A 23,807-nucleotide genomic window follows, 5' to 3' on the forward strand; every position below is an offset into this window, starting at 1 on the left:
GCTTACTCGACCTCGGGTTCGTCGGGCTCGTCAGAGTCGCCTTTCTTGCGCCGCCAGGGGTTCTCCTGGCCGCGCGCCAGCCGCTCGATGTTATCCCGGTGCTTCCAGTACAAGAAGAGCATAGCCACGAGCGCCGCAGGCACGAAGGCCACATTGCCGCCCAGGAGCAGCAGCACCGGCAGGGCCGCGCCGAACATCAGCGCGCCGAGCGAAACGAAGCCCGAGAGCACGATGACCGCGATGCAAAGCGCCACGGACAGGACCGTGGTCAGAGGGGCGAGGGCCAGAAACCCCCCGATGGTCGTGGCGAAACCCTTGCCGCCGCGCCCCGAGAGGAAGCACGAATACATGTGGCCGAGCACCGCCGCCAGCGCGCAAAGCGAGAGATAGAGCCAGCCGTCGTTGAAGGTCGTGGCCACCCAGACGCAGAAGAAGCCCTTGAGCAGATCCAGGGCCAGGACCGCGACGCCGTAGCGCGCGCCGCACAGCCGCGCCACGTTGGTCGCGCCGATGTTGCGCGAACCGTGCTCGCGCGGATCGAGACCGCAGACCGCGCGGGTGATGAAGACCCCGAAGGGCACGGAGCACAGCACGTAGGTGATGATCAGCCAGGCCAGATTGAGAATCATGGTCGTTCCTTCGCGAGGGGCGTCGGGCCGTTGCCCGCGCCGCATCCTGACGCAAAAGCCCGCGCCCCGCAAGCCTGGGGTGCGCGTTGCGTTCGGATGCGGGCGCGCCCCGTGGCCGGGCCGTTTGCAGCGCCGTCTGGATGTGGCATAGATGGAGCCATGGGACATGGGCCGCATACGCCATACCCGGAGCTTTGGGCGCGGTCGCGCGTGCAAGGGGCGATGGCAGTGGGGATTTCGCCGACTGTGGGTTTGGCCGGGCCTCTTCGGCTCCTGCGCGAGGCCCCGACGCTGCCCGGCGCGCCCGTGCTCGGCGACGAAGAACGCCCAGTGCGCGAGGGCGAGGAGCGGCTGATCCGCTGCGCCGCCTGCGGCCTGGGGTTGGCGCAGGTCACGGCGCGCGTCCAGATCGGCGGACGCCACGCCCACGTCTTCGCCAATCCGGCCGGGCTGGTCTTCGAGATCGGCTGTTTCAGGGGCGTGTTCGGGGCGCGTGGCGAGGGACCGTTCATGGCCGAGTTCTCATGGTTTCCCGGCCACTCCTGGCAGGTGGCCATCTGCCGCTCCTGCGAGGCACATCTGGGCTGGCGCTTCTCCTCGCTCGAAGGCTTCCGCTTCTGGGGGCTGATCCTGTCCCGCTTGGCCGAATATTGAGCTTGGGCCGCTACTCGGCCAGGGCCTCGGTCACGCGGATTTCGTTGCTCAAGGGATCGACCTTGCCGAAAACAAGGGAGAAGCGCTGGCCCGCCACGAACTTGTCGCCGCAAAGATTCTTTGGCGCGCGCACGAATATCTGCAGATCGGGCAGGGCGAAGTTCACGAGTTGGCCGCAGTCTTCCACGGCCACGGCGGGCCAAAGCCGTTTGGGGTGCTGCTTGATGTGCGTGAGCTTCCAGTAGCGCGGCCGGTAGCGCTGCACCTGGGCGGCCGCGTCGAGTCTGGCGCTCAGGCGCGGCAGTTTGGCCGAAAGCTCCTCCGCGTCGAAACGCGGCGTGCCCGTGGTCAGGAACGAGAGCACCTGGGCCGCGTTGACGAGGTCCGGATAGCGCCTGAGCGGCGAGGTCACTGGCGCATAGACGGCAAGCCCGAGCGCGCGGTGCGGCTTGGCCTCGACTTCGAGCAGCGCGGGGCCCATCTGCTTCACGGCCCGAAAGATGTCCACCGGGTCTTCCCACACGCCCGCGAACTCGCGCGGCAAGGCCACGTCCTGGGTGCGGTGCAAGAGCGCGATGTCCTTCTCCTGGGCCCACAAGGCGCAGGCCTCGTTGGCCAGAATCATGAACTCGCTGACCAGAAGCTGTGCCTTGGGAGCGCCTCGCCCCTCCTCGACGTGAACTTCGGTCTTCTCCGGATACCCCGTGAGCGTGATCGAGGGGTCGGGCCGCTCGATGATCACCGCGCCGCGCTCGATACGCCGCTCGCGCAACGCCAGCGCCAGGGAATGGGCCAGGGCCATGCGGCCCTCGGGTTCGTCCTCGATGGACTGCTCGGCCGCCTCGTAGGTCGCGTTTTCGGCCACGCGCACCGGCGCGAAACGAAACTCCTTGGCGAGCACCGCGCCGTGCTCGGAGAGCAGGAACTCGGCCACCAGGGCCGGGCGGGTCTGCCCGGCGCGGAGCGAAAAGACGTCCGTGGCCAGGGCCGTAGGCAGCATGTTGCTCGCGCCCTCGGGCAGATAGATGCTCGTGGCCCGGTCGCGCACGGCCTTGTCCAGATCGCCGCCGAACTCCCAGCCCAGGGCCGGACAGGCCAGGGCCACGGAAAGGGCGATGCCGCCCGGCGCGCGGCGGATGATAAAGGCGTCGTCGATGTCGCGCGTGGAGGCCGAATCGATGCTCACGAAGGTCGTGTCCTCTGGCGCTGGCTCCGGCAGTTCGGCCACCGCCTGGGTGAGCCGTCGGACGTCCTCCGCGAAAGGCGCGGCCCAGTCGTCGCCTGGGTCGTAGTCCGCCTGATCGAAATGGAAGTTGTAGTGCGGCGGAACAATCCCCCACCGCGTGGCCAAAAGCAGCGGAAGGTGGGCGATCTCTGGCAGGCCCTTGCGCAGTTCGCGCCACACGGCCTCGCTGTCCGGGTCCTCGGGGTTGCCGATGCGGGCCAGAAGAACCTCGCGCAGCCGCTGGGCAAGCCCTTCGTCTTCCATGGTCGGTGGCGTCTGCCCCGGCGGCAGGTTGAAGAGCGTCTTGACGAAATCGCGTCCGGCCGTGGCGATGCGCTCCACCATGTGCTGCCGCTCAGCCTCCTCTAGGCGGCGGGCCACGTCCTCGGCTGAGAGCACATGGAAGAGCGGCGGCTGGAACTTGAAGTGGGTCTTTTGCTCGATGAGCGCCCGGCCTACGGCGGCCACCATGTCCACGGACGGTTCCTGACCAAGCAACTCGGCGAACCACCCGGCCGGAGCCGAGGCCACCTCGCCCTGGGCAAGCTCCCACAGTTCCTGGGTGTCTATCGACCGGGCCAAGCGCGCGCGTTCGTCCACGTGACGCTTGAGCGTCTCCTCCATGGCATTTCGGCCGGAAAGGCCCTCTTGGGCCGGGCCGGACCAGGGCAGGAGCCGCGCGGCGGGCACGGCCGTCTCGCGGCCTGTCTGGGTGAAGACCCGAAGCCGCCCGGATTTCTCCTCGATCACGATGCCCGTGACGGGCTGATTGCCCTGCATGAATTCGACGACGCATCCGGGGCTCGGATGCTGGATGAGGCCCAAAACCATGAAACCACCTTTACCGCGCGGCGCGCGAGCCTTTCTCTTTACGCCGGGCGGGGGCGCTTGTCATCCCCCGAGCGAAGGGACGGCTGTCAAGACGAGGAGAGGCGCGGCTCGACCACGCAAAGGGGGATTTCCGTGGCGATCTGGGCGAGGGCGGCGCGGACCTCGGCCTCCCTGTCCGGCGGAAAGACGACCTTCAGGGCCGCGCGGTGCGGATCGAGCACGGTGAACAGGGCCAGATTGTCGCGCGCTTCGAGCAGGAAGCGGAAACGCGCGATGTCGGCCTTGGCGAGCAGCACGTAGAGCCTGCCCGAGCGCGCGGGCGGCGGCGGGGCCTTTGGGATGCGGGGGGCGCGTCTGCTCATAGCCGCTCGATGCCGTCGGCTGTGACCAGGATCATGTATTCCCAGCGCACGCCGCCCCACTCGGGATAGTACAGGCCCGGCTCCACGGTCACGATCATGCCGGGTTCGAGAACGTCCGCCGAGTTGGGGCCCAGACTCGGGGACTCGTGCGTCTCCAGGCCGATGCCGTGGCCCAGCGAATGGGTGAAGAAGCGCTCCTGGCCGTAGCGCTCGAAGAGGCCGCGCGCTGCGAGATAGGCCTCACGCACGGGCAGGCCGGGGCGCATCACGGCCAGGGCCGCCTCCTGGGCCTCGCGCACCATGTCCAGCACGTGGCGGAAGCGGTCCGAGGGAGTCTTGCCCACCCAGAAGGTCCGGGTCTGGTCCGAGCAGTAGTCGTCGAGGCGGCAGCCCATGTCCACGAGCACGAGCCCTTCCTCGGGCACCTTGGTGCTCCCTGGAACGGCGTGGGGCAGGGCGGCGTTTTCGTTCACGCCGACGATGGTGGCGAAGGAAAGCTCCGAGGCTCCGTTGGAGCGGAAGTATTTCTCCAGTTCCCAGGCGACCTGGGCCTCGTCGCGGCCAGGCACGAGCATGTCCGGCGCGGCCGCGAAGGCGGCGTGGGTCAGGGCGCACGAGCGTCGCATGGCCGCTATCTCGTGCTCGTCCTTGATGCGGCGCATGTGCTCCACCAGGCCGCCCGAGGGCGCAAGCGAGAGCCCGCCCGCCTCGAACTCGCTCCAGGACTTGTGCGAGAGCCCGTCCGACTCGAAGCCCACGGCTGCGTAGCCCAGACCCGTGATGAACTGGGCGATGTCCTTGGACTTGGGCGCGCGGTAGATGTGGATGAGGGTCTCGTCCCAGATGCGCTTGGCCGCGTCCTCGTAGCGCGCGTCCGTGAGCAGCCGGTCCTTGCCGTCCCGCGTCAGGAGCAGGTAGCCCGCGGATTCGTTGCACTGCGGGTCGTGCAGTTCGAAGCCCGAGAGATAAAAGCGGTTGGCCGCGTGGCAGACGAGAAGGGCGTCGAGCCCGGCGGCCGCGAGCGCGGCCCGGGCGGTGTCGCGGCGTCGTGCGTGGATGTCTTGGTTCATGCGCCGTAGGTGGTTTCGGGTTTGCCGAGGAGCATGCGCTCGGCCCATTCCACGCCCTGCATCACCGAGTGGTCCATGTTGCCGACCTCGTATTTCCAGCCGCCGAAACGGCCGCGCGAGAAGACGGCGTGGCTGGCGAGCCAGGGCTGGATCACGGCCAGGGCCGCGTCGCGGCCCAGCGTTGGCACGGGATAGCCGTGCTCCACGTCCATCTGCCAGGCGGTGACGGCCTTTTCAGCCTCGCCGGGCCGCATGAGCGTGGTGTTCACGAGGCCCTGCACGGTATGCTTCATGACGGCGGCTTTGTCCACAGGCTTGTGGGGCGAGGACGAGACCTCGGCCATGAAGCCCATCTGCTCGCCGGGCCTGGCCACGTTGTTCGGCGAGTAGTTGTGGAAGTTCGTGACCCGGTAGAAGGGGCAGTCCGCCTCGGGGAAGTACATCCAGCAGGTGGGGTCGGGCCGAAGGCCCGCCACACCCACGCCGCAGACGTGCACGGAGTTGTGGGCCAGCGACTTCGCGGCCTCGCGTACGGCGTTTGGGGCCTCGCTCAGGACGTCCGTCACCATGAGGTCGAGGGGCATGGTCGAGAGCAGCGTTTCGTACTCGATGACCTCGCCTGATTGCGTGGTCGCGCGTCGTTTTTCCGCGTCCAGGCGCGCGAGCCCGTCGCCGTAGCGCACGCGGTCCCCAAGGCGGGCGGCCAGGCGGCGGAAAATCTCGCCCGTGCCGCCGTGAAGCGGGAAGTGGAAGGTGTTGTTGGGCCCCCAGGCCACGTCGTCGCGCGCCAGGATGATGTTCTTCAGTACCTGCTCCAGGCCCACCACGCTCACGCGTTCGCCGATCCAGCGGAAATCCATGAGTTCGGGCGGGGTGGCCCAGACCTTGAAGTTGTAGGGGGCCATGAAGAGCCGCGCGATGCCCTTGCCGAAGACGACCTCGAACCACTCGCGGAAATTCGCGGGCGTGATCTCGGGGCGTCGTCCGGGCAGCAGCTCGCGCACGCACTCCCAGCGCTCCTCGGGCGGCAGGTGGCGGATGTTGTTCTGGAAGGGGTAAGGCACCCAGCCCCCGGCGATGCGCACCCGCGAGACGCGCTGGTGCGTCAGCACGTCGTCGCCGAGCAGGTCGGCGAGCAGGGCGTCGAAATAGGGGTAGTGGGAGAAGAGGACGTGGCCGCCCACGTCCCAGGTGAAGCCGTTCGCATCCGTGAAGCTGGCCGAAAGGCCGCCCGCGTACGCCTCGCGTTCGAGCACCAGAAAGGAGTTCTCGCCGAGCTCCATGAGCCGGTTGGCCGCCCCGAGCCCTGTGGGACCCGCTCCGCAAATGAGATATTTGACCGTCACGCGCGCCTCCCTGCGGCAGGATTGTTCATCGGGTGAACGAAAGCACGATGCGTGCCAACGCAGGCCGTCCCAAAGGCCCCGTCTGCGGCGTTGCGGCGAACAGTTCAAACCCTCGCGTAGGTGGAGCTACGCGTCGGTCTTGAACTGTTCTTGTGCCTTGCATCTGGAGCCTTTTGAACGGCCTGCGAAATCGGGCTGGCCAACAGTCCCAAAGGCGCGTCAGTCGGCGGAAAAGCCCCGGCGGGCCAGAAGCTCGCGGTACAGGGCCTCGACCTCATCGACCTTGCGCTCGATGGTGAAGGTCGCGGAGAGCTCGCGCGAGGCGGCCGCGAAGCGTGCGCGGGCCTCGTGGTCGCGTTCCAGGCGCAACAGTCCTTCGGCCAGAGCGGAAGCATCGCCCGGCGGAACCAGGATGCCACGGCCTTCGATCAGTTCGGGGATGCCGCCCACGGCCGTGGAGAGCACGGGCAGGCCCGCGAGGCAGGCTTCGAGCAGGGTGTTGGGCAGGGATTCGGAGAGCGAGGAGATGACGAAGGCGTCGAAGACGCCCAGGTAGTCGGCCACGTGCGGCGTGCGCGGGATGAAGGCGAAGAGGTCGGCCACGTTCAGCTCGCGCGCCAGCGGTCCCCACTTGGCGGGGTTCGTGCCCACGAGCACCAGGCGGGCGGACAAGCCCTTTGTCTTGGCCAGTGCCGCCGCGCGCACGAGTTGCTCCACGCCCTTGACCGGCTTGTCGCCGGTGATGGAGCCGATCACGAGCGCGTCTGGAGCGATGCCGAGTTCCGCGCGCACGGCCAAAGGCTCGCGGCCCGCGCGCACGCGGCCCTCGGGCACGCCGTTGTAGATCACGCGCAGCTTGGCGCGGGGCGCGCCGATGCGCGCCAGAACGTCGGCGCAGGCGCGCGAGTTGACGCTCACCGCGTCCACGCCGGGCGACCACCAAGGCAGGGGATTGCCCGGCCGGTAGCACACGCCCCGGTTCAGGACCACCACGGCCCGCCGCTTGGCCAGCCGCCAGCGAAGCCCCCACCACGAGGCCAGCTTGCAAGCCTTGTTGTGGAAGGCGTGGAGCACGAAGGGGGTGTCGTGCGCGGGCAAAAGCTGTTCCACGGCCGCCCGCCAGCAGCCGCGCTTCGCGGGCAGGGCCACGGCCCTGAAGGCGGCCTCGCCGCCCGCCTCTTGGTCGGGCAGCGACGATACGGCGGGCGTGAGCAGGAAGGTCTCGTGGCCGCGTCCGGCCAGCCCCTGCGCCAGGTAGAGGGCTTGGCGCGAGCCGCCCGAGAGGCTCTCCGAGGATGTCAGGTAGATGACGCGCACGGCCTACGCGCTCCGGGAAAAGAGGCGCGACCAGCGGACGTCGGCCAGCACTGCGGCGAAAATTCCGGCCATGGAGCCGAACAGCCAACCGAAGAAGACGTCCGAAGGGCTGTGCCAGGAGAGGTAGATGCGCGAAAAGGCAATCAGCCCGACGAAGACGCCCAGGGCGAGGCTTACGGCCGCGTGGGGCCAGGCCAGGGCCAAGGCCGTGCCCGTGCCGGTGCTCTCGGCCGTGTGGCCCGAGGGCAGGGAGTGGTGCGAGGCGTCCAGGGTCATGGGCCGGAACAGGCGGTCCGAGGCGTCGGGGCGCGGGGAGCCCAGGGCAATCTTGGTCACCCGCACCAGGAAGAATGAAATGAATATCTGCAACGCCGCGAAAGTCAGCCAGTAGCGCACGCGGTGCTTCTCGCCCTTCTTCCAGGCGCGAAAAAGGCACAGCGCGGCCAGGGTGTAGAGCACGGGGTTGCCCCAGTCGGAGAAGGCCCGCATCAGGGTTTTGGCCCACTGGTTCTCGTCGCGGTGGACGCGAAATGCCCAATCCGCGGCCGTGGCGTCCTCGAACAGGAGCCAGATCGCGGCCAGCATGGCCAGCAGCGGCAGGGAGCACAAAAGCCAGCGGCCCAAGATGGCCCGAAAGGAAAGCGTGGTCATGGAGTACCGTCCTCTTCACGCAGAAGGCGGGCGCAGGCCAGGCCCAACCCCTGCACGGACATGGCCAGGCCGAGCCACCAGGTGCGGAAGAATTCGTGCGCCGTGGCGGCAGTGAGAAGATAGCCCGCATAGGCCGAGACCATGGCCAGGGCGATCAGGCCGTGCGGCGTGTAGCGGCCTCGCCGCCGCCACAGCGGCGGCAGCATGTAGGCCAGCGTACCAAACAGGAAGGCCACGGCCACAGTGAAGCCCACGATGCCGGTGTCGGCCAGGAATTGCAGGTAGATGTTGTGGGGATGCGGCATGGCCGTGAAGGGAAATTCGATGCCCAGGGAGGTGTAGGCCGCGTGGTAGGTGTTCAGCCCCGCGCCGAAGACCGGGTAGGCTTTGAAGACTTCGATGGCCGCACCCCAGATGGTCCAGCGCTGGTCGGCGGCGATCACTGCGGGATCGAAGCGCCCCAGCCCGTTCGCAAGCAGGAAAAACACGACCAGGGCGGCCACGCCGAGCAGCGTTCGCGGACCGAAACGCAGCACGCCGAAGACGGTGATGACCAGGACGAAGCCCAGCCAGCCCGAACGGGTGTGGCTGAAGACGAGCAGGAACAAGGCGGGCGCGGCCACGAGCAGGCTTGTAACGATGCGCCGGGACATGGGCCAGCGCGCGGGCAAAAGAGCGGGCAGGGCCAGGATCGCGGGCGTGGCCAACGACATCAGGTTGCCGACGCGCGGCGTATGCATGGTGCCAGTGAGCCGATGGGTTTGCAGAAAGCCAACATCGCTGGGATTGAAGGCGTGGTTGAAAACGTACTGGTAGACCCCGGCCACCCCCTGGGCGCAGGCCATCGCGGCCATGCAGCCCACCATCCAGGAGATGTGCCGCCAGGTGCGGGCCGTCTCCAGGGCCGCCAGCCCCAGGAAGAGGGTGGCGTGCAGGGACGAAGTCAGGGCGTAGCGGCTGAGGGACGGATGCATGGAATGCAGGGTTTTGAAGAGGATCACCGCCAGAAAGGCCGCGAAGACGGCGCGCAATGGGAAGCGTGCGAGCACCGAGCCGCGCCAGTCCAGGATGTAGTACAGGGCCAGCCCCACGGTGGCCGTGCTGCCGCCGATCTCGCGAAACGAGATACCGAAAGGGTGCAGCAGCAGGTAGAAGCAAAGCCCCAGACGAGCGATGTCCAGGAACAACTCTGCCCATTCCCGGCGGGATGTCGGCGGGGTGATGACGGTGTTTTTCAAGTTCATCGACGTCCTGTTTCTCAGGGCTTTGGCTTGTGCGCCGACTGCCCGGCAAGCTGCGAAAGCCAGTCGGCCAGGCGCTTGCTCTGCGTCTTGAGATCGAAATTCTCCCGGCAGGCCCGCCAGGCGGCCAGACGATGCTTGGCGAATTTTTCGGGGTCGCATGTCAGGGCCTGGCGCAATGGCTCGCGCAGGTCGTCGCCGCGAAGCGAGTCGCCTTGTTTGGGATCGGCCAGGAACGGGGCCAGGGCAGTCGGCCAGACCTCGCGCAATCCGCCTACGTCGCGGGCCACGGGCAAAAGACCGAACGCCATGGCTTCGAGCAGGGTGTTGGGCAGCCCCTCGGAGCGCGAAGGCAGCACGAAGACGTCGGCCCGTTCCAGAAAGGCCCGGACATTGGACTGAAAACCGTGAAAGGTCAATCTGTCGTCGATTCCGAGCGAGCGCCCTAACTCGCGCAAAGCGTGTTCGGACGAGCCCTCGCCCACGACGTCCAGGCGATAGTCCAGCCCCTCGCCCGCGAGCGCGGCCAGGGCGTGCAGAAGGTCGGCGTGCCCTTTGTCCGGATTGAGTTGCGAGGTGACGACCAGACGGCGCGGCCCGTCGTGGTCGCGCGGTGCGGGCGGCGCGGCCGCGCACTCCTTGCCCGTGCGGATGACCGTGATCTCCTCGGGCGCGAGGAAGGATACCTCGGCGAGCATGCCGTTCTTGATGAACTCGCAGGGCGAGAGCAGGCGGGGCCTGACGAAACGGTGCGTGAGGCGCACCTTGAGCGTGTCGCGCATGTCGCGCGGCAGGCCCACGCGGTGCACCACGGGCAGTCCGGCCAGACGCGCGGCCACGCCTGCGGTGCGCAGGTCCTTGCCCACGTTGCAAACCACGACCTGGACGCCGTGCATTTTGAAGTGGTGCAGGAAAAAGGCGATCATGAGCGGCGAGTAGTCAAGGCCGAAGCGCCTCGCCGAGACGTTCAGGCCGCGCGCGGCCGAAGCGTCGGCGAACGTGCCTTCGCGGCAGACGATGGAGACGCCGTGCCCCATGGCTTGAAGGCGTGCGGCCGCGTCCAGGGTCCAGGTCTTGACACCGCCCCAGCGCCGCGTGGAGTTGACGAAGCAGACGTTCACGCGCGTTCGTCCGGGGCAGGAGTGGAGAGCGCCGCGAGCAGCTTGGCGGCCAGCGCGGCCGCGCCGTAGCCGTTGTCGATATTGACCACGCAAAGGCCCGGCGCGCACGAGTTGAGCATGGTCAAGAGCGCGGCCAGGCCGGAAAGGCCGGTGCCGTAGCCCACCGAGGTGGGCACCGCGATCACTGGCTTGCCGAACATGCCCGCCAGAACGCTCGGCAGCGCGCCCTCCATGCCCGCGACCGCGACGTGCAACCGCGCGACAGAGAGGGCTTCCACACCCTGAAGCAGCCGGTGCAGCCCGGCCACGCCCACGTCGGCCAGGAATCCGGCCGAGAGGCCGAAGAAGCGCGCCGCACCCAGCGCCTCCATGGCCACGGGCAGATCCGCCGCCCCGGCCGAGACGATCATCACCTCGCCCGAGGCGGGCCAGGGCTCGGCCAGTTCCAGGGAGCGGCCCAGGGAAAAGAGGCGCGGCCGCTCCCAGTACTCGCCTTCCGGGAAGGTCGTCAGCAGCTTCTCACCCTGCGCGGGATCAAGCCGCGTGACCAGCGCTGGCTGGCCAGCGTCGCGCAACCCGCCCACGGCCGCGACCAGTTGCCGGTCGTCCTTGCCCTGGCCGAAAACGACTTCGGGCTGGCCGGTGCGCGCCGCACGGGATGTGTCCAAACAGATGCCTTCGGCGAGTCGGGCGTAGGGGGCGAAGCGGCAGCCCTTGAGCGCGTCGTGGGCGGTTTGCGCGTCCATGCGGCCCGAGGAGACGTCGTCGAGGATCGCGCGCAGGCGGGTGTCGTCCATGGCAGGGAAGCTATATCCGCCACCGACGCAGGTCAACCGGGGAATCTTGCCCCGCAGCGCGTGCCCGGAGGCGGTCCGGGCATTGTCCTGACGGGCAAATGTCTGTATGGATTGTCGGCGATGACCTCAAGACGCATGCGGAACCACGAGAGGCCGGTGGACATCATGATCGCTTCCGTACGCCCCGGGAACAGACCGAGGAACGCCGGATGAGCGCGCAAAGCGTCCTCTTCGTCGCGGCGCCCGCTTCCGTGTCCGGGCTTTTCGACCGTCTGCGCGAACATGGCTTCGAGGTCGGCTTGGCCGACAACCTCAGTGGTGCTCTGGCCTTCATCCGCAAGAACGATCCGGGCATGGTATTCTCCCGCGCTCGGCTGCCGGGCTACAAGGTCGAGAACCTGCTCGCCGAATCGGCTGCGGCCATGGGAGACTTTCCGCCTCTGGTGGTTTTCACCGACCAGGGCACGGCTGACGAGGCCAGAAAACTCCTCGAACTCGGCGCTCGGGATTACTGGCTCGAACCGCTCTCCTGGGAACGGGTCGAGGCCGTGCTTCCCCGCCCGGGGCTGACCGCGGCCACGAGCAGGAGGGCCGAGGTGGCCCGGGCGAGCGGCCAGCCGACAACCCAGCCCGCACCGCAACGTGGAGGCAGCGGCGAGATCATCGGCCGACATCCGTCGATCCTGCGCGTTCTTGCCCTGGCCAAGCAGGTGGCCGCTTCCAAGGCCACGGTCCTCATCTCCGGCGAGTCCGGCACCGGCAAAGAGCGCTTCGCCCGTTTTCTGCACGAACATTCGGACCGCGCCCGGCAGCCCTTCGTGGCCATCAACTGCGCCGCACTGCCCGAGCATCTGCTCGAATCCGAGCTGTTCGGCCACGAGAAGGGAGCCTTCACCGGAGCCATCGCCAGAAAACTCGGCAAGTTCGAGCTGGCCGACGGCGGCACCCTGCTGCTGGACGAAATTTCCGAAATGGACCTCGGCCTTCAGGCCAAGCTCTTGCGCGTGCTCCAGGAAGGGGAGATCGACCGTGTGGGCGGCACCGAAACGGTCGGTGTGGACGTGCGAGTGCTCGCGACCACAAACCGCAGGCTCGAAGAGTACGTCGAGCAGGGCAAGTTCCGCCAGGACCTCTATTTCCGCCTGAATGTCATCCCGCTCAAGCTGCCGAGCCTGCGCGAGCGCGGCGACGACGTGCTTTTGCTCGCCAAATGGTTCGTGGACGGTTTCTGCAAGGCCTACGGCCTGCCCGCGCTGGCCTTCTCCGACGAGGCTGTGGAGTGGATGCGCGGCTACGGGTGGCCGGGCAACGTGCGCGAGTTGCAAAACCTTATGGAGCGCGCCGTGTTGCTGGCCGGAGCAGGCCCCATCTCCTCGCGCCATTTCTTGCTCGATCCCGATTCCTTCGAGATTCCCGATGAGATGTTGGGTGCGGAAGCGGACGGTCCCGACGCGGCCGAGGTGGCCAAGAAGCCCGCCCCAGCCGCTCCCATGGGCGCGGGCTCCCTGATTTCGGGCACGGACATGCCCGCCGTGGGCGAGGTGCTGCCCCTGGACGAACTGGAGCGGCGCATGATTTTACGCAGTCTGGATAAGACACTTGGCAACCGCACCCAGGCGGCCGATCTTCTCGGCATCTCCGTGCGCACCCTGCGTAACAAGCTGGCCGAATACCGCAAGATGGGCTTGGAGATTCCGTAGGGCCCCACGCGCAAAGGCCAAGGCAGAATCCCCGCCCATACGGCAGAGCTTCAAGGAATTTTTTCGCATCCAAGGAGGATACATGAGTCTGCTTTCGTCCCAGGTCGCGGAATACATCGGCAAGTCGTCGTGGATCCGCAAGATGTTCGAGGAAGGCGCGAAGCTCAAGGCCGAGCACGGCACGGACAAGGTCTGCGATTTTTCGCTGGGCAACCCTGACCTGCCGCCTCCCATGGCCGTGAAGACGGCCCTGTGCGAGATCGCCGAGACCATCGACCAGCCCTTCAGCGTGGGCTACATGCACAACGCCGGGTATCCGGCCGTGCGCGCCAAGCTCGCGGCCGAGGTGGCGCGCGAGCAACAGTGCCCCGTGAACGCGCAGGACGTGATCATCACCTGCGGCGCGGCCGGAGGCATCAACGCCTTTTTCCGCGCTGTGCTCGAACCCGGCGACGAAGTGCTCGCGCCCTCGCCGTTCTTCGTGGAGTACGGCTTCTATACCCAGAATTTCGGCGGCGTGTTCGTCACCGCGCCCGCCAAGGATCTGACATTCGATCTCGACCTCGACGCCCTGGCGCGGGCCATCACCCCGAAGACCCGGGTGGTGCTCGTCAATTCGCCCAACAACCCCACGGGCGCGGTCTATCCGCGCGCGGACCTCGAAGCGCTGGCCAGCCTCCTGGCCGAGAAGTCGGCCGAGCACGGCCGTCCCATCTTCCTTCTGGCTGACGAGCCTTACCGGTTCCTGGTCTACGAGGGCGTGGACGTGCCCCCCGTGCTGCCGCTGTATCCCTACTCCGTGGTGGTCAGCTCCTTCTCCAAGAACCTCTCCCTGGCGGGCGAGCGCATCGGCTATCTGGCCGTGAACCCGGCCATGCCCGAAAAAGAAGTCCTGCTCGGCGGGCTGACGCTGACCAACCGCATTCTGGGTTTCGTGAACGCCCCGGCCCTGGCCCAGCAGGTGCTGGAGAAGGCCCTGGGCTACGGCGTGGACGCCTCGATCTACGCTTCGCGCCGCGCGGCCATGGCCGAGGTGCTGCGCGAGACGGGCTACACCTTCCAGATGCCCAAGGGCGCGTTCTACTTTTTCCCGCAGGCCCCCGGCGGCGACGACGTGGCTTTTTGCCGGGTCCTGGCGGAGAATCTTGTCCTGGCCGTGCCCGGCTCGGGCTTCGGCCGTCCCGGCTACTTCCGTCTGGCGTTTTGCGTGGGCGAGGAAGTCATCCGGCGCAGCCGCGAGGGTTTCGCCAAGGCGCGCGCCGCCTTCGCCTAGCCTGCTCTCTCGGCATTCGCAGCAGAAAAACGCCCGCCCCGGAAACCGGAGCGGGCGTTTCGTATTTTTGCGGCAACGCCGCCGCAGAGGGGCTTTGGGGACAGTCTGCTACACGCCGTTTTCGGCGCTTCGGGGTTTCTCCATGCCGATGAGAAAAGCCAGCAGGCAGGGGATGACGAAGACCGTGAAGATGGTGGACACGGCCAGGCCGCCCAGCACGACCGCTCCCAGGCCCCGGTACAGCTCGGAGCCGGGGCCGGGGGCCACGGCCAGGGGCAGCATGCCGAAGATGGAGGTCGTGGTGGACATGTAGATGGGGCGAAGCCTGGTGCGCGTGGCGTCGATGATGGCCTCGATGCCCTGCATGCCGTTGTAGCGCACGTTGTTCACGGACTGGTAGACGATGAGGATGGCGTTGTTGACCACCGCGCCCACGAGGATGATAAAGCCGAGCATGGTCACCACGTCCAGGGGCTGGGGCGAGACGAGGAGGTTCTGCAGCTTGAGCATCGCGAAGCCGCCCGCCGCGGCCAGCGGCACGGTGAAGAGGATGATGAGCGGGTAGATGAAGTTTCCGAACAGGGCGCTCATGAGCAGATAGGTGATGGCCAGGGCCAGGAGGAAGTTGTCCTGCAAGGCCAGACGGGTGGCGGTGAGCTTGTCCGCCGCGCCGGACATGGAGACGTCGATTCCCCGGAGCAGCCCCATGCCGCGCACGGCCGGGACGATTTGTTCGTCTATGATGTCCATGGCCTGCTGCAGAGGGATGGTTTCGGGCGGAGATATCTCCAGGGTGATGGTCCTGCGTCGCTCGAAGTGGCGGATCTGGGTGATGCCATAGGTGCGCGTGAGCTGCGCGAGGCTCGACACGGGAACCACCTGGCCGCCGGGCGTGGCGATGAGGGCCGAGTGGATATCCTCCGGAGTGCGGTGCTCGCCGCGCTGGCCCATGAGCACTAGGTCGATGGTCTTTTCGCCGGGCTCCTTGAATTCGCCCACCTTGCGGCCGTCCATGAGCACGTCCACGGCGCGGCCGAGTTCCACGGCGCTCATGTTTGCCGCCCGCACCCGGTCGCGGTTCGGGGTGAGCACTATCTCGGGGTAGAGCATTTCGAGCGAGGGCACGGGGCGGATCTGTGCGCCCGGAATGGCCTGGGAGACCTGGCCGAAGCTTGCACCCGCCGCGGCCACCAGGGTATCGATGTCTGGCCCCGAGAAGTCCAGGGAGATGGTTCGTCCCTGGCTGATGTTGGTCTGGAAGATGCCTGCCTGAAGGCTGATGCCGAAAACGCCTGGAATGGAGTTGACCCACGCGCGCAGTTTCGGGAGCAGTTCCCCGGCGCGCTGTTCCTCGGTGCTGATGGCGCCCAGGATGTTGAATTGGTCGCCCGAGACGAAGAACATGTTCTGGATGCCGGGCAGCCCGTCCACTTCCTTGCGCATGTGGGGCTCGGCCTGGGCGAAGATGCTCTCGCCCATGGCGAAGCGTTCCTCGTACGAAAGGCCCGGAGGCGGCACGAGGATGGAAAGGATGAGGTTTCTGTTGCCCTGGGGGAGGTACTCCATCTTGGGGAAGAAGGCCCAGGTCAGGAGCACGGCGAGTCCTGTGAGACCCACGATGGTCACCAGACGCGAGGTGACGCTCCGGATGCATATCTCCACCAGGGAGGTGAGGAATTCACCGACGCGACGACCGAACCTTCCGATGAGCGACCGCTCCGCCGCTGACGGATCCTTGGGTTTGGCGCGCTTGTAGAACTGGGAAGCGAGCATGGGGATGACCAGCACCGAGACGAAGAGCGAAAGCGAGATGGCGCAGGTCACGGCGATGGCGATGTCCTTGAAGAGCTGTCCCGCCTCTTCCTGGATGAAAACCACGGGCAGGAACACGGCCACGGTGGTCGCCGCGGAGGCGAAGACCGCCCCCCAGACCTCGCGCGCGCCGTCGTAGGCGGCGCTGAAGGCGTTTTTGCCCATGCTTCTGTGGCGGTCGATGTTTTCCAGAACCACGATGGCGCTGTCCACGAGCATGCCCACCGCAAAGGAGATGCCCGCCATGCTGACCACGTTCAGGTTGCGTCCGAAGGCGGAGAGAAAGATGAAGCAGCCGATGACCGAGATGGGAATCGCCACGCCGACGATGGTCGTCGACGAGATGCTGCGCAGGAAGACGAGAAGCACCAAGGCCGCCAGCACGCCGCCGATGAGGATGTTCTGGCGCACGAGGTCGATGGCGCCCGTGATGTAGGGGCGCTGGTCGTAGGTCCAGTCGAGGTAGACGCCGTTGTCCTTGAGGCGTCCCTCGTTCATTTCCCGGACCACGACCTCCACGGCGTCAGTCATGTCCAGGATGTTGGCTCCGGGCTCGGGCTTGACGCCGATGGCGATGCCGGGGGCGCCGTTGTGGAGCATGGCCGTGTCCTTGCGCTTGTAGCCGAACTCGACTTCGGCGACGTCGCCCACGGTCACGCGGGTCTGGCCGGTGGAGACGATGACTACTTCGCGGATATCTTCGGGCGAGGCGAACTCGCCCACGGAGCGGATGCGGTAGGCGCGGCGTCCCACGTCCATGATGCCCGCGGCCACGTTGGCGTTCTCGCCCGAGAGCACGGCGCTCACGTCGGCGATGGTCAGGCCATGCGCGGCCAGACGCAGCGGATCGACGATCACATGCATCTCGCGGTCGGTGCCGCCGCCGATGAAGAGGTCGGCCACGCCGGGAACGCGTTCGATGTACTGGCGCACCTCGTTTTCGAGATAGGTGCGGTAGGTGGCGATGTCGCGCGTGTTTTCCGGCAGGGGCTTGAGCACCATCCAGATGACGGGCGAGGTGTTCGCTCCCGTGGCCACGATGACCGGCCGCTCGGCTGTTTCCGGGTAGCTCGGCACTTCGTTCAGCTTGTTGGAGACGCGCAACAGCGCGTCGTCCACGCCCACGCCGATCTCGAAGGTCAGGGTGATGTTGCCCTGCGAGTTGAAGGCCTCGCTGGTCATTTCGCGAAGCCCTGGAATGCCCTTGAGGACCTTTTCCTGTTCCTCGATGATGTCGCGTTCGACTTCGTAAGGAGTCGCGCCGGGCCACATGGTGGTCACGGTGATCTCGGGCTCCGTGACGTCCGGCGAAAGCTGGTAGGGCAGCCCCGCGAGACCGATGAGGCCGAACATGACCACGCTGATCACGCCCACGAGGACGGTGACGGGATTGTTTATGGCGAAACGAATGGCGTCCATGATGTTTCCGCAACCCGGCTAAGGGTTCTCCACCACGAGGGGCTGGCCCGGGCGCAGACGCTCGTTGCCCTTGACGACGACCATCTCGCCTTCTTCGAGGCCGTTCGCCTGGATGCCCGCGTCGAAGCCCGAGTAGCCGAGCACAACGACGGGAACCATGGCGGCCACGCCGTCGCGGGCAACCCACACGGCGGGAGAGCCGCCAACTGCGAGAACTGCGTCGCGGTGCACGATCAGCCCCTTTTGGGAAGGACCGGTCGGCAGGTTCACGCGGGCTTCCATGCCTTGAGCCAGGAATCCTGGATTTTTGACCGTGGCGCGCACGGGAAAAGTGCGCATGGCCACGTTGCCCGAAGGGACGAGGCGGAAGCGCGCGGGTTCGAGCATGCGACCGGCGACCTCGACATGCACCGATGAGTCGTTCGGCAGATGCGCCAGAACATGCTGTGGCACGTCGACCACCACGTCCATGACATCGTCGCGGCCGATTTCGGCCACGGTCTGGCCCTGGTTCAACCATTCGCCCCGGTTCACGGAGCGCGAGAGCACCACGCCGTCGAACGGCGCGGTGACGCGAGCCCGCTCGATGCGCAGGGCGAGTTGCTTGACTGTGGCCTCAAGCGAGGTCACGCGCTGTTCGAGCCCCATGCGTTCGAAACGCTTGGCGTCGAACTCCTGTTCGGCCACGGCGCCGGTGGCGAACAGTTTCGCCAGGCGCTCGTCCTCGCGTCGGGCGAGATCCAGGTTGTGGCGAGCCTGGGCGAGCAGGGCTTCCTGGGCGCGCAACTCCTGGGCCAGGACGTCCGTGTCCAGCGAGACGAGAACTTGGCCCCGGCGCACGCGGTCGCCCGTGGCGAAGGTGTAGGACGTCACAAGCCCTGAGGTTTCCGTCGCCACGGCGGCCATTTCATTGAAGTAGACCGTGCCCACGAACTGGGCCGTGGGAGCTGTCTCTCCACTGCGGACGGGGGCGGTCACCACCTTGGCGGGTGGCATTTGCTGCTGGGCCGCCGCCGTCGCCGCGGTCAGGAGTAGCCAGGCCGAGGCGAGCAGGGACAGCCAAGCGATGTGGCGAGTGAGCCGCCAAGCCTGGTTCCGGGGAGCGTGCGCGGTCGTGGGGAGGATTTCGTGTCTGTGCATCTGCGTCATTTTTTTAAACACCTGTTTAATGGACCAAAACGGTATAGCCAGCTTTTCGGCGCTGGTCAACACTGTTCATGATATTCGCGTGAACATAAAATTCTCGCACAAAGCTTGCAACGCGTATGGGCGGTTCGCAGGCTTGCCGTCGTCGACCGTCGAAAGACGTTTTCCGGCGCTTGGTCGATCCGCTTTGGCATTGCACGAATGTTGCCGCCAGCTTTTTTCCGCCGTACCTCCCCCGGCCGTGCCCAGCAGCCGGGAAAGCGCTTGGGCGCGTGGCGGGGAAACACGGCGGGTGGGACTTTCGGGGCGGCGCGCTAAACAAGTGTTTATTTTTCTCTCCGGGTTTGGTAGGAGACGTTCCGATACGCTTGCAAAGCCTCGCGGCCCCTTCGTCCGAGGCAGCGACACTTACCGAGGGATAAAGACTCATGATGAAGCGAAGCTTGGCCATGCTCGGCACGATGATTTTCCTGGCCTCACTTCTTGCCGCGCCCTCCTGGGCGCAGGACGACTCGGTCGCGACGGGCACGCCCGTCGCGGAAGAGGGCGGCGAGACGACACAGCCCGTGCTCGATCCCGAAGACCCCATTGCCTCGATGACCGGCCCAGTCGACCTCGGAGAGGCCGTGCGGCGGGGACTGACCTACAATCCCCAGATCGAGGCCGCGCGCTTCCAGCTTTCGGGCAGCGAATACGGCAGGCGCTCGCAGCTTGGCGCCTTCGGTCCGACCATGACCGCAGGCTACGGCTACGAGCGGCTTGACCGCGAACCGTCCACGGCCGGCCGCGTCACCGGTTCCCGTGATCGCTGGGCCTTTAGCCTGAACGTGACCCAGCCGATCTTCAGGGGCTTCGAGCTTCTTTCGCGTTATCAGCGGGCCAAAATCGCCAAGGAGCAGGCCGAGGCCCAACTGTCTAACGCCGAGTTGACTCTTGTGCGCACCATCCAGACGACATTCCTTGATCTGTTGAAAGGCCGCATGGACGTCAAATCGGCCGAGGACGCCGTGGCCCGCCTCACATCGCAGCTTCAGGTCACGCAGGCGTTCTTCGACGTGGGGCTCAGGCCCAAGCTCGACGTTTTGCAGGCCGAAGTGGATCTGGCCACCGCCGAGCAGACGCTCCTGGTCGCCAAAAACGAGGTGGCCACCCAGACCGCCCGTCTGAACACTCTGATCGGCCTGCCCCTCGAATACCCCACTGAGTACGTCGGCGAGTTGGACTACCTGCCCTTCATGCGCAGCCTGGACGACTGCCTCGCCACCGCCTACCGCCAGCGGCCCGACCTGCAGATCGGCCGCAAGAGCGTGGAGATCGCGCAGCAGGACGCCAAGATCACGGCTAGCGACTTCTACCCCGACGTGGACGCCACCTACAAATACTCGCAAAGCGGCGACAGCCCCGAACTCAGGGGCAACCCCCGCAACCGCACGGGCTACTCGTCGTGGTCGGTGGGCGCGCAGGCCTCGTGGACTTTCTTCGAGTGGGGCAAGACCTACAACGCCTACCAGGCGTCCAAAGAGAACGTCGCCAAGATCGAGGCCGAACTGGCCAACACCCGCCTGGACGCCTCCTTCGAGGTCAAGCAGAATTTGCTCGACCTACAGGAGGCCGCGGACCGCATCGGCGTGGCCCGCAAGTCCGTGGAGGCGGCGCAAGAAGGCTACCGCATGGCCGTGGCCCGCTATCAAGCCCAGGTCGGCACCAACACCGACGTGCTGGACGCCCAGTCACGTCTGACCGACGCTGAAACGCAGCTTTCCAGTGCCCTGGCCGATTACCAGAAGGCACTGGCGCGGCTTTATGTTTCCATGGGCGTGCGCAACATTTCGTTGGCCACGGAATAGGCTTTTGCGGCGTATACCACGTCGCCGTCACCATGAAAAAAGCCGGACGGTCTTTCGACCGCCCGGCTTTTTTATGCCTGACCGTGGTCCGCGTCTTGCGGCGAGGTGAGCTACGCGTTCAGCGACTCGTCCAGGCCTTTGGCCACGGAGAACTTGACCGTGCGCTTGGCGGGGATGGTGATGGTCGCGCCGGTCTGGGGGTTGCGGCCGGTGCGGCCGGCGCGCTGCTTGACAGTGAAGGTGCCGACGCCGGGAAGACGAACGCCTTCGCCGCCCTCGACTCCCTTGGCCAGGACGGCGCAAAAGGCGTCAAACGCCCTTTCCGCATCGGCCTTGGTCTTGAAGACGTCGGGCTGGGCGTTCTTGAGTTCCTCGACAAACTGGGCCTTGCTGAACATAAAACTACCTCCTTGGCGTGACGCGCGGATAGTGCGGGGGGATTCAGAATTAACTGGCCGCAGGCCGCAAGCGTATATGTATGCGCTTTTGCCGTGCGCGTCTTCGCTTGTCAAACGAATTTCCCGTGAAACCGCGCAGGGCGTCGATTCTATCGCCCTGCGGCGCGTTGCGCGGCCGCCGTGCTTGCCCGGGCGAGGGAAAAAACGTAAGCTTTTAATGTGTAGGGAGAGCAATGACCGTCAGCCGCGAAAAACACGTCCGTGTCCTGCTGCTCGCCGAGCAAGGGGAGGCGAAGGAAGCTTATCGTGCCGCGCTTGCGGTCGCCGGTGCGGAGCACGACGCGGTGGAGGACCTGCCGAGCCTTCGCGCTCGCCTGCGCGAGAGCGCCTACCACGGACTGCTCGTGGATGTCCCCACGCTCATCAAGGCTCCGGCGGGCGAGAAACGGCTCGTGCACGAGGTGCTCGAAAGCTACCCGGTACTCCGGCTGCGGCATGATCCCCACGACGGCAGGATTCACGGCCTGTATTATGGCCAGCCCGCGCAAAGCGGGAACATCGTGGCCGACTTCGTGCACCTCGAAGCCGCCGTGTTCAGCCCGCGCATCCTGCGCGTCCAGCCGCGTGGAGACCTCGTCTTCAACGTACTCGTCTCGCGCGCCGAGACGTTCGCCGAGGACCAAGCCGAACGCTCGGTGACCGTCAATGTCTCCCAGGGGGGATGCTTCCTGTGCTCCTTCGCGGAATTCGCGGACAGGCAGCGCCTGTGGCTGCGCATCCGGGAGTTCGCCGACCAGACGCCTATCGCCGCCCAGGTGCGCTGGCGTGTGGCCTGGGGTGCGGGCATGGAGGCGCCCGGCGTGGGGGTCTCCTTCACCGAAATGACCGAATCGCAGCGTCAGGAGCTGGACGGCTGGCTCACCGGCGACCGTGTGTCGAAATCACTGACCTACAGCATCGAGCGAGCGCCATGAATAAAAAGGACATCACCGACTACTTGGCCCGGGGCATCCTCATCGGGGGCTCCCTGGGGGTTGTCGCCGGATTGCTTTTCACGACCCTGGAGAGGGGCCTTTTCCTGGGCATGCTCTGCGGGGCATTTGCAGGGGCGACCCTGTACACCCGAAGCCTGAAGAAGAAAAAGTAGCCCGGATTCAGGCTGCCGAAAAAATCCCATCTGCTGCTTTGCTGTGAAAAGTGCACGTCCTCGCGCATGACAACTGCGCGTCTGCCTTGAGCTTTTCTCGCGCTTTGCATCTGAGTCTTTTGGAGCAGCCTGGAAAAGGGTTTTGTCAACAAGCTCGATTTCTTCGGTCCGCCTGACTGGCGGGAACGGCAAAGGGCCGTGGATCGCATGGTCCACGGCCTCCGCTTTTTGCTCCATGCGAGGCGGCCCGATGGGGCCGCGCCGCGCTAGTTCGTCGCGCTGGCGTCGATCTCCTGCCAGGAGACAGGCTCGGCCGTGAACAGATCGACCGTGGCCGTGGGGACCTTGGTCCAGTCGGCCTTCGCGACGTCGCTCACGCGCGCGGCCTCAATCATCGAGCCGCTGCCCGCCTTGCCCAGGCTCGCGGGCAGGGCCACGAGGTGGCTCATGCCGCTGCCGTTGCCGTCGTGCAAGGCCATTCCGAGCGTGTAGACGCGGCCCGCGTCGAGTCCCTTGAACGAAACGTCGTTTTTCGAACCGGTATCCAGAGCGCGGATCATGGTCACGGTCCAGGTCATGGTTGCCTCGTCGAAGGCCCGCTCGGCGCGGATGTCGTGCTGATCGCCCGCATGGTCGAAGAGCACGGGACGCGGGATGATGCCGCCTGCCAGGGCCTCGGCCGCGATGCGGGCCTTTTCCTCATCGGAGAGGGAAGCCACGTGCAGGGCGTTGGCCTTCTCGCCCGTGGCGATGAGGGCGTGCTGCCGCTCGCCGCGCGCCATGGCCTCGATGGAGTGCGCATTGGCCAACTCGGCCACCGGGGCGGCCTTGGCCAGGCCATTGTCGTCCACCAGGAAATAGTGGCCGGAGTTTTTCTGCGGATCGAAGACGAATTCGGGCAAGGTCACGTCCTTGCTCTCGAACGTGAAGGCCACGGCAAAGGGCTGGTCCTCGCGCAGGCGATCGCCCTTGTCGCGCAGCAGGGTCGTGGGCGAGCCCGCGTCGTCGTCCCGGCGGCGGCCTTGGGCGTCGCTGTTCAGATCGTGGGCGCGCACCCAGGTGTCCTCGGCGTAGCCCATGGGGCCGGAGCGTCCGCCGCGCCAGTGCCACATGTCGAGCATCCTGCCCTGCCCCTCGCCCTTGAGCACATAGTGCCGTGTGTCGCCGCGTCCGGCGTTGCCCGGCATGCCGTTGAGATCGGTGTGGCAGGTTACCCAGCAACCATGATTGGCAAAGCCCTGCACGGGATCGTCGATGTCCTCGACCATGAAGGAGATGCGGTCCTCGTTGACTCGGGCGGGGCGCTCCCAGGAGCCTTTGGCAGCGTCGTAGCTGCGCAGGTCGTGCAGAAGTCCGGGATAGCCCTTGTCGGTTTTCCAGGAAAATCGCAGGGCGATGGTCGCGTCGTCGTACGCGGCCTGCACGGCGAGGGGCGTCGCGGGGCCGTCGGGGGGATAGGCGGCGGCAGGTCCCGCGGCCAGCAGAAGGCACAGGACGGGAAGGATGAGGCGGACAGCGTGAAGCCTGTGAGCGGCAATTCGCATGTGGTCGTGCTCCTTGAATGACAAGTGGTGGTGAACGAACAGTCGGGAGTTGGTAAATGAAAAAGACTTTCAGTGTCAATATCAAGAACGGTGTTTATTTGCGCCCATCCGGGCCTAAGGCAGGATGGGGAGTGAACGAGGAGGTATGCAAGACGGGCTTGAGCTGAACGAAAACAAGGACCGGCGGCGCGCAAGGACAATGTCGCGCGGCAGGGCGCTTGCACGGCCCTGGGTCTTGGGCTACGGTTGCACCCCTCATCCTTTCGCGGAGGTGCGC

20 protein-coding genes are annotated in these 23,807 nt (G+C 66.4%); 6 read left to right on the forward strand and 14 right to left on the reverse strand.

The window, feature by feature from the left end; all coding sequences use genetic code 11:
- Nucleotides 1-2: 2 nt before the first annotated feature.
- The gene (plsY, locus tag DSAT_RS12130; RefSeq protein WP_020887817.1) at nt 3-629 is read right to left on the reverse strand and encodes a glycerol-3-phosphate 1-O-acyltransferase PlsY; all 627 of its coding nucleotides are present in this window, start codon (nt 627-629) and stop codon (nt 3-5) included.
- A 228-nt stretch (nt 630-857) separates the two neighbouring features.
- Between plsY and DSAT_RS14960 the strand changes: the two genes are divergently transcribed.
- Entirely contained in the window at nt 858-1,283 is a 426-nt protein-coding gene (locus DSAT_RS14960) for a cereblon family protein (RefSeq protein ID WP_152490318.1), read from the forward strand.
- Nucleotides 1,284-1,293: 10 nt separating this feature from the next.
- Here the strand turns inward: DSAT_RS14960 and DSAT_RS12140 are convergent, their stop codons facing one another.
- The 9 genes from DSAT_RS12140 to larB form a co-directional block, all read right to left on the reverse strand.
- Nucleotides 1,294-3,339, reverse strand: a complete 2,046-nt coding sequence (locus DSAT_RS12140) for a ribonuclease catalytic domain-containing protein (protein WP_020887819.1) — start codon at nt 3,337-3,339, stop codon at nt 1,294-1,296.
- 86 nt (nt 3,340-3,425) lie between these two features.
- The gene (locus tag DSAT_RS12145; RefSeq protein ID WP_020887820.1) at nt 3,426-3,701 is read right to left on the reverse strand and encodes a DUF4911 domain-containing protein; all 276 of its coding nucleotides are present in this window, start codon (nt 3,699-3,701) and stop codon (nt 3,426-3,428) included.
- Nucleotides 3,698-4,771, reverse strand: a complete 1,074-nt coding sequence (locus DSAT_RS12150; RefSeq protein ID WP_020887821.1) for a M24 family metallopeptidase — start codon at nt 4,769-4,771, stop codon at nt 3,698-3,700. The genes DSAT_RS12145 and DSAT_RS12150 overlap by 4 nt, the downstream gene beginning before the upstream one ends.
- Complete coding sequence (locus tag DSAT_RS12155; protein ID WP_020887822.1) at nt 4,768-6,117, reverse strand: protoporphyrinogen/coproporphyrinogen oxidase; 1,350 nt, start codon at nt 6,115-6,117, stop codon at nt 4,768-4,770. Before DSAT_RS12155 ends, DSAT_RS12150 begins: the two co-directional genes overlap by 4 nt.
- Nucleotides 6,118-6,336: 219 nt before the next feature.
- The gene (locus DSAT_RS12160) at nt 6,337-7,434 is read right to left on the reverse strand and encodes a glycosyltransferase family 4 protein (RefSeq protein WP_020887823.1); all 1,098 of its coding nucleotides are present in this window, start codon (nt 7,432-7,434) and stop codon (nt 6,337-6,339) included.
- Between the two features lie 3 nt (nt 7,435-7,437).
- Entirely contained in the window at nt 7,438-8,085 is a 648-nt protein-coding gene (locus DSAT_RS12165) for a phosphatase PAP2 family protein (protein ID WP_020887824.1), read from the reverse strand.
- Nucleotides 8,082-9,329: an O-antigen ligase family protein gene (locus tag DSAT_RS12170; protein WP_020887825.1), complete on the reverse strand. Its 1,248-nt coding sequence runs from the start codon at nt 9,327-9,329 to the stop codon at nt 8,082-8,084. The genes DSAT_RS12165 and DSAT_RS12170 overlap by 4 nt, the downstream gene beginning before the upstream one ends.
- A gap of 14 nt (nt 9,330-9,343) precedes the next feature.
- On the reverse strand, nt 9,344-10,447 hold the full coding sequence (locus tag DSAT_RS12175) for a glycosyltransferase (RefSeq protein ID WP_020887826.1): 1,104 nt from the start codon (nt 10,445-10,447) through the stop codon (nt 9,344-9,346).
- Nucleotides 10,444-11,244: a nickel pincer cofactor biosynthesis protein LarB gene (larB, locus tag DSAT_RS12180; RefSeq protein ID WP_020887827.1), complete on the reverse strand. Its 801-nt coding sequence runs from the start codon at nt 11,242-11,244 to the stop codon at nt 10,444-10,446. Before larB ends, DSAT_RS12175 begins: the two co-directional genes overlap by 4 nt.
- A gap of 209 nt (nt 11,245-11,453) precedes the next feature.
- Between larB and DSAT_RS12185 the strand changes: the two genes are divergently transcribed.
- Both DSAT_RS12185 and DSAT_RS12190 read left to right on the forward strand, forming a co-directional pair.
- Nucleotides 11,454-12,944 carry a sigma-54 dependent transcriptional regulator gene (locus DSAT_RS12185; RefSeq protein WP_020887828.1) on the forward strand — a complete coding sequence of 497 codons (1,491 nt, stop codon included), beginning with the start codon at nt 11,454-11,456 and terminating at the stop codon, nt 12,942-12,944.
- A gap of 82 nt (nt 12,945-13,026) precedes the next feature.
- Nucleotides 13,027-14,217 carry a pyridoxal phosphate-dependent aminotransferase gene (locus DSAT_RS12190; protein ID WP_020887829.1) on the forward strand — a complete coding sequence of 397 codons (1,191 nt, stop codon included), beginning with the start codon at nt 13,027-13,029 and terminating at the stop codon, nt 14,215-14,217.
- A 108-nt stretch (nt 14,218-14,325) separates the two neighbouring features.
- Here DSAT_RS12190 and DSAT_RS12195 read toward each other — a convergent pair whose 3' ends face one another.
- Nucleotides 14,326-17,448, reverse strand: coding sequence for an efflux RND transporter permease subunit (locus DSAT_RS12195; RefSeq protein ID WP_020887830.1), 3,123 nt, complete (start codon nt 17,446-17,448; stop codon nt 14,326-14,328).
- Nucleotides 17,449-17,466: 18 nt separating this feature from the next.
- Nucleotides 17,467-18,588: an efflux RND transporter periplasmic adaptor subunit gene (locus DSAT_RS12200; RefSeq protein ID WP_235695960.1), complete on the reverse strand. Its 1,122-nt coding sequence runs from the start codon at nt 18,586-18,588 to the stop codon at nt 17,467-17,469.
- Nucleotides 18,589-19,022: 434 nt separating this feature from the next.
- On the opposite strand from DSAT_RS12200, the gene DSAT_RS12205 reads away from it, so the two are divergent.
- The gene (locus DSAT_RS12205; RefSeq protein ID WP_020887832.1) at nt 19,023-20,441 is read left to right on the forward strand and encodes a TolC family protein; all 1,419 of its coding nucleotides are present in this window, start codon (nt 19,023-19,025) and stop codon (nt 20,439-20,441) included.
- Nucleotides 20,442-20,551: 110 nt separating this feature from the next.
- Here the strand turns inward: DSAT_RS12205 and DSAT_RS12210 are convergent, their stop codons facing one another.
- Nucleotides 20,552-20,839, reverse strand: coding sequence for an HU family DNA-binding protein (locus tag DSAT_RS12210; RefSeq protein WP_020887833.1), 288 nt, complete (start codon nt 20,837-20,839; stop codon nt 20,552-20,554).
- Nucleotides 20,840-21,072: 233 nt separating this feature from the next.
- Between DSAT_RS12210 and DSAT_RS14965 the strand changes: the two genes are divergently transcribed.
- Nucleotides 21,073-21,813, forward strand: a complete 741-nt coding sequence (locus tag DSAT_RS14965) for a PilZ domain-containing protein (protein WP_020887834.1) — start codon at nt 21,073-21,075, stop codon at nt 21,811-21,813.
- Nucleotides 21,810-21,986: a hypothetical protein gene (locus DSAT_RS15640; RefSeq protein WP_020887835.1), complete on the forward strand. Its 177-nt coding sequence runs from the start codon at nt 21,810-21,812 to the stop codon at nt 21,984-21,986. Before DSAT_RS14965 ends, DSAT_RS15640 begins: the two co-directional genes overlap by 4 nt.
- 266 nt (nt 21,987-22,252) lie before the next feature.
- On the opposite strand, the gene DSAT_RS12220 is transcribed toward DSAT_RS15640, so the two are convergent.
- Nucleotides 22,253-23,530, reverse strand: coding sequence for an ethylbenzene dehydrogenase-related protein (locus tag DSAT_RS12220; protein ID WP_020887836.1), 1,278 nt, complete (start codon nt 23,528-23,530; stop codon nt 22,253-22,255).
- Nucleotides 23,531-23,807 lie beyond the last annotated feature (277 nt).

This window comes from Alkalidesulfovibrio alkalitolerans DSM 16529 (genome assembly GCF_000422245.1).
GTDB classification, from domain to species: Bacteria; Desulfobacterota; Desulfovibrionia; order Desulfovibrionales; family Desulfovibrionaceae; genus Alkalidesulfovibrio; species Alkalidesulfovibrio alkalitolerans.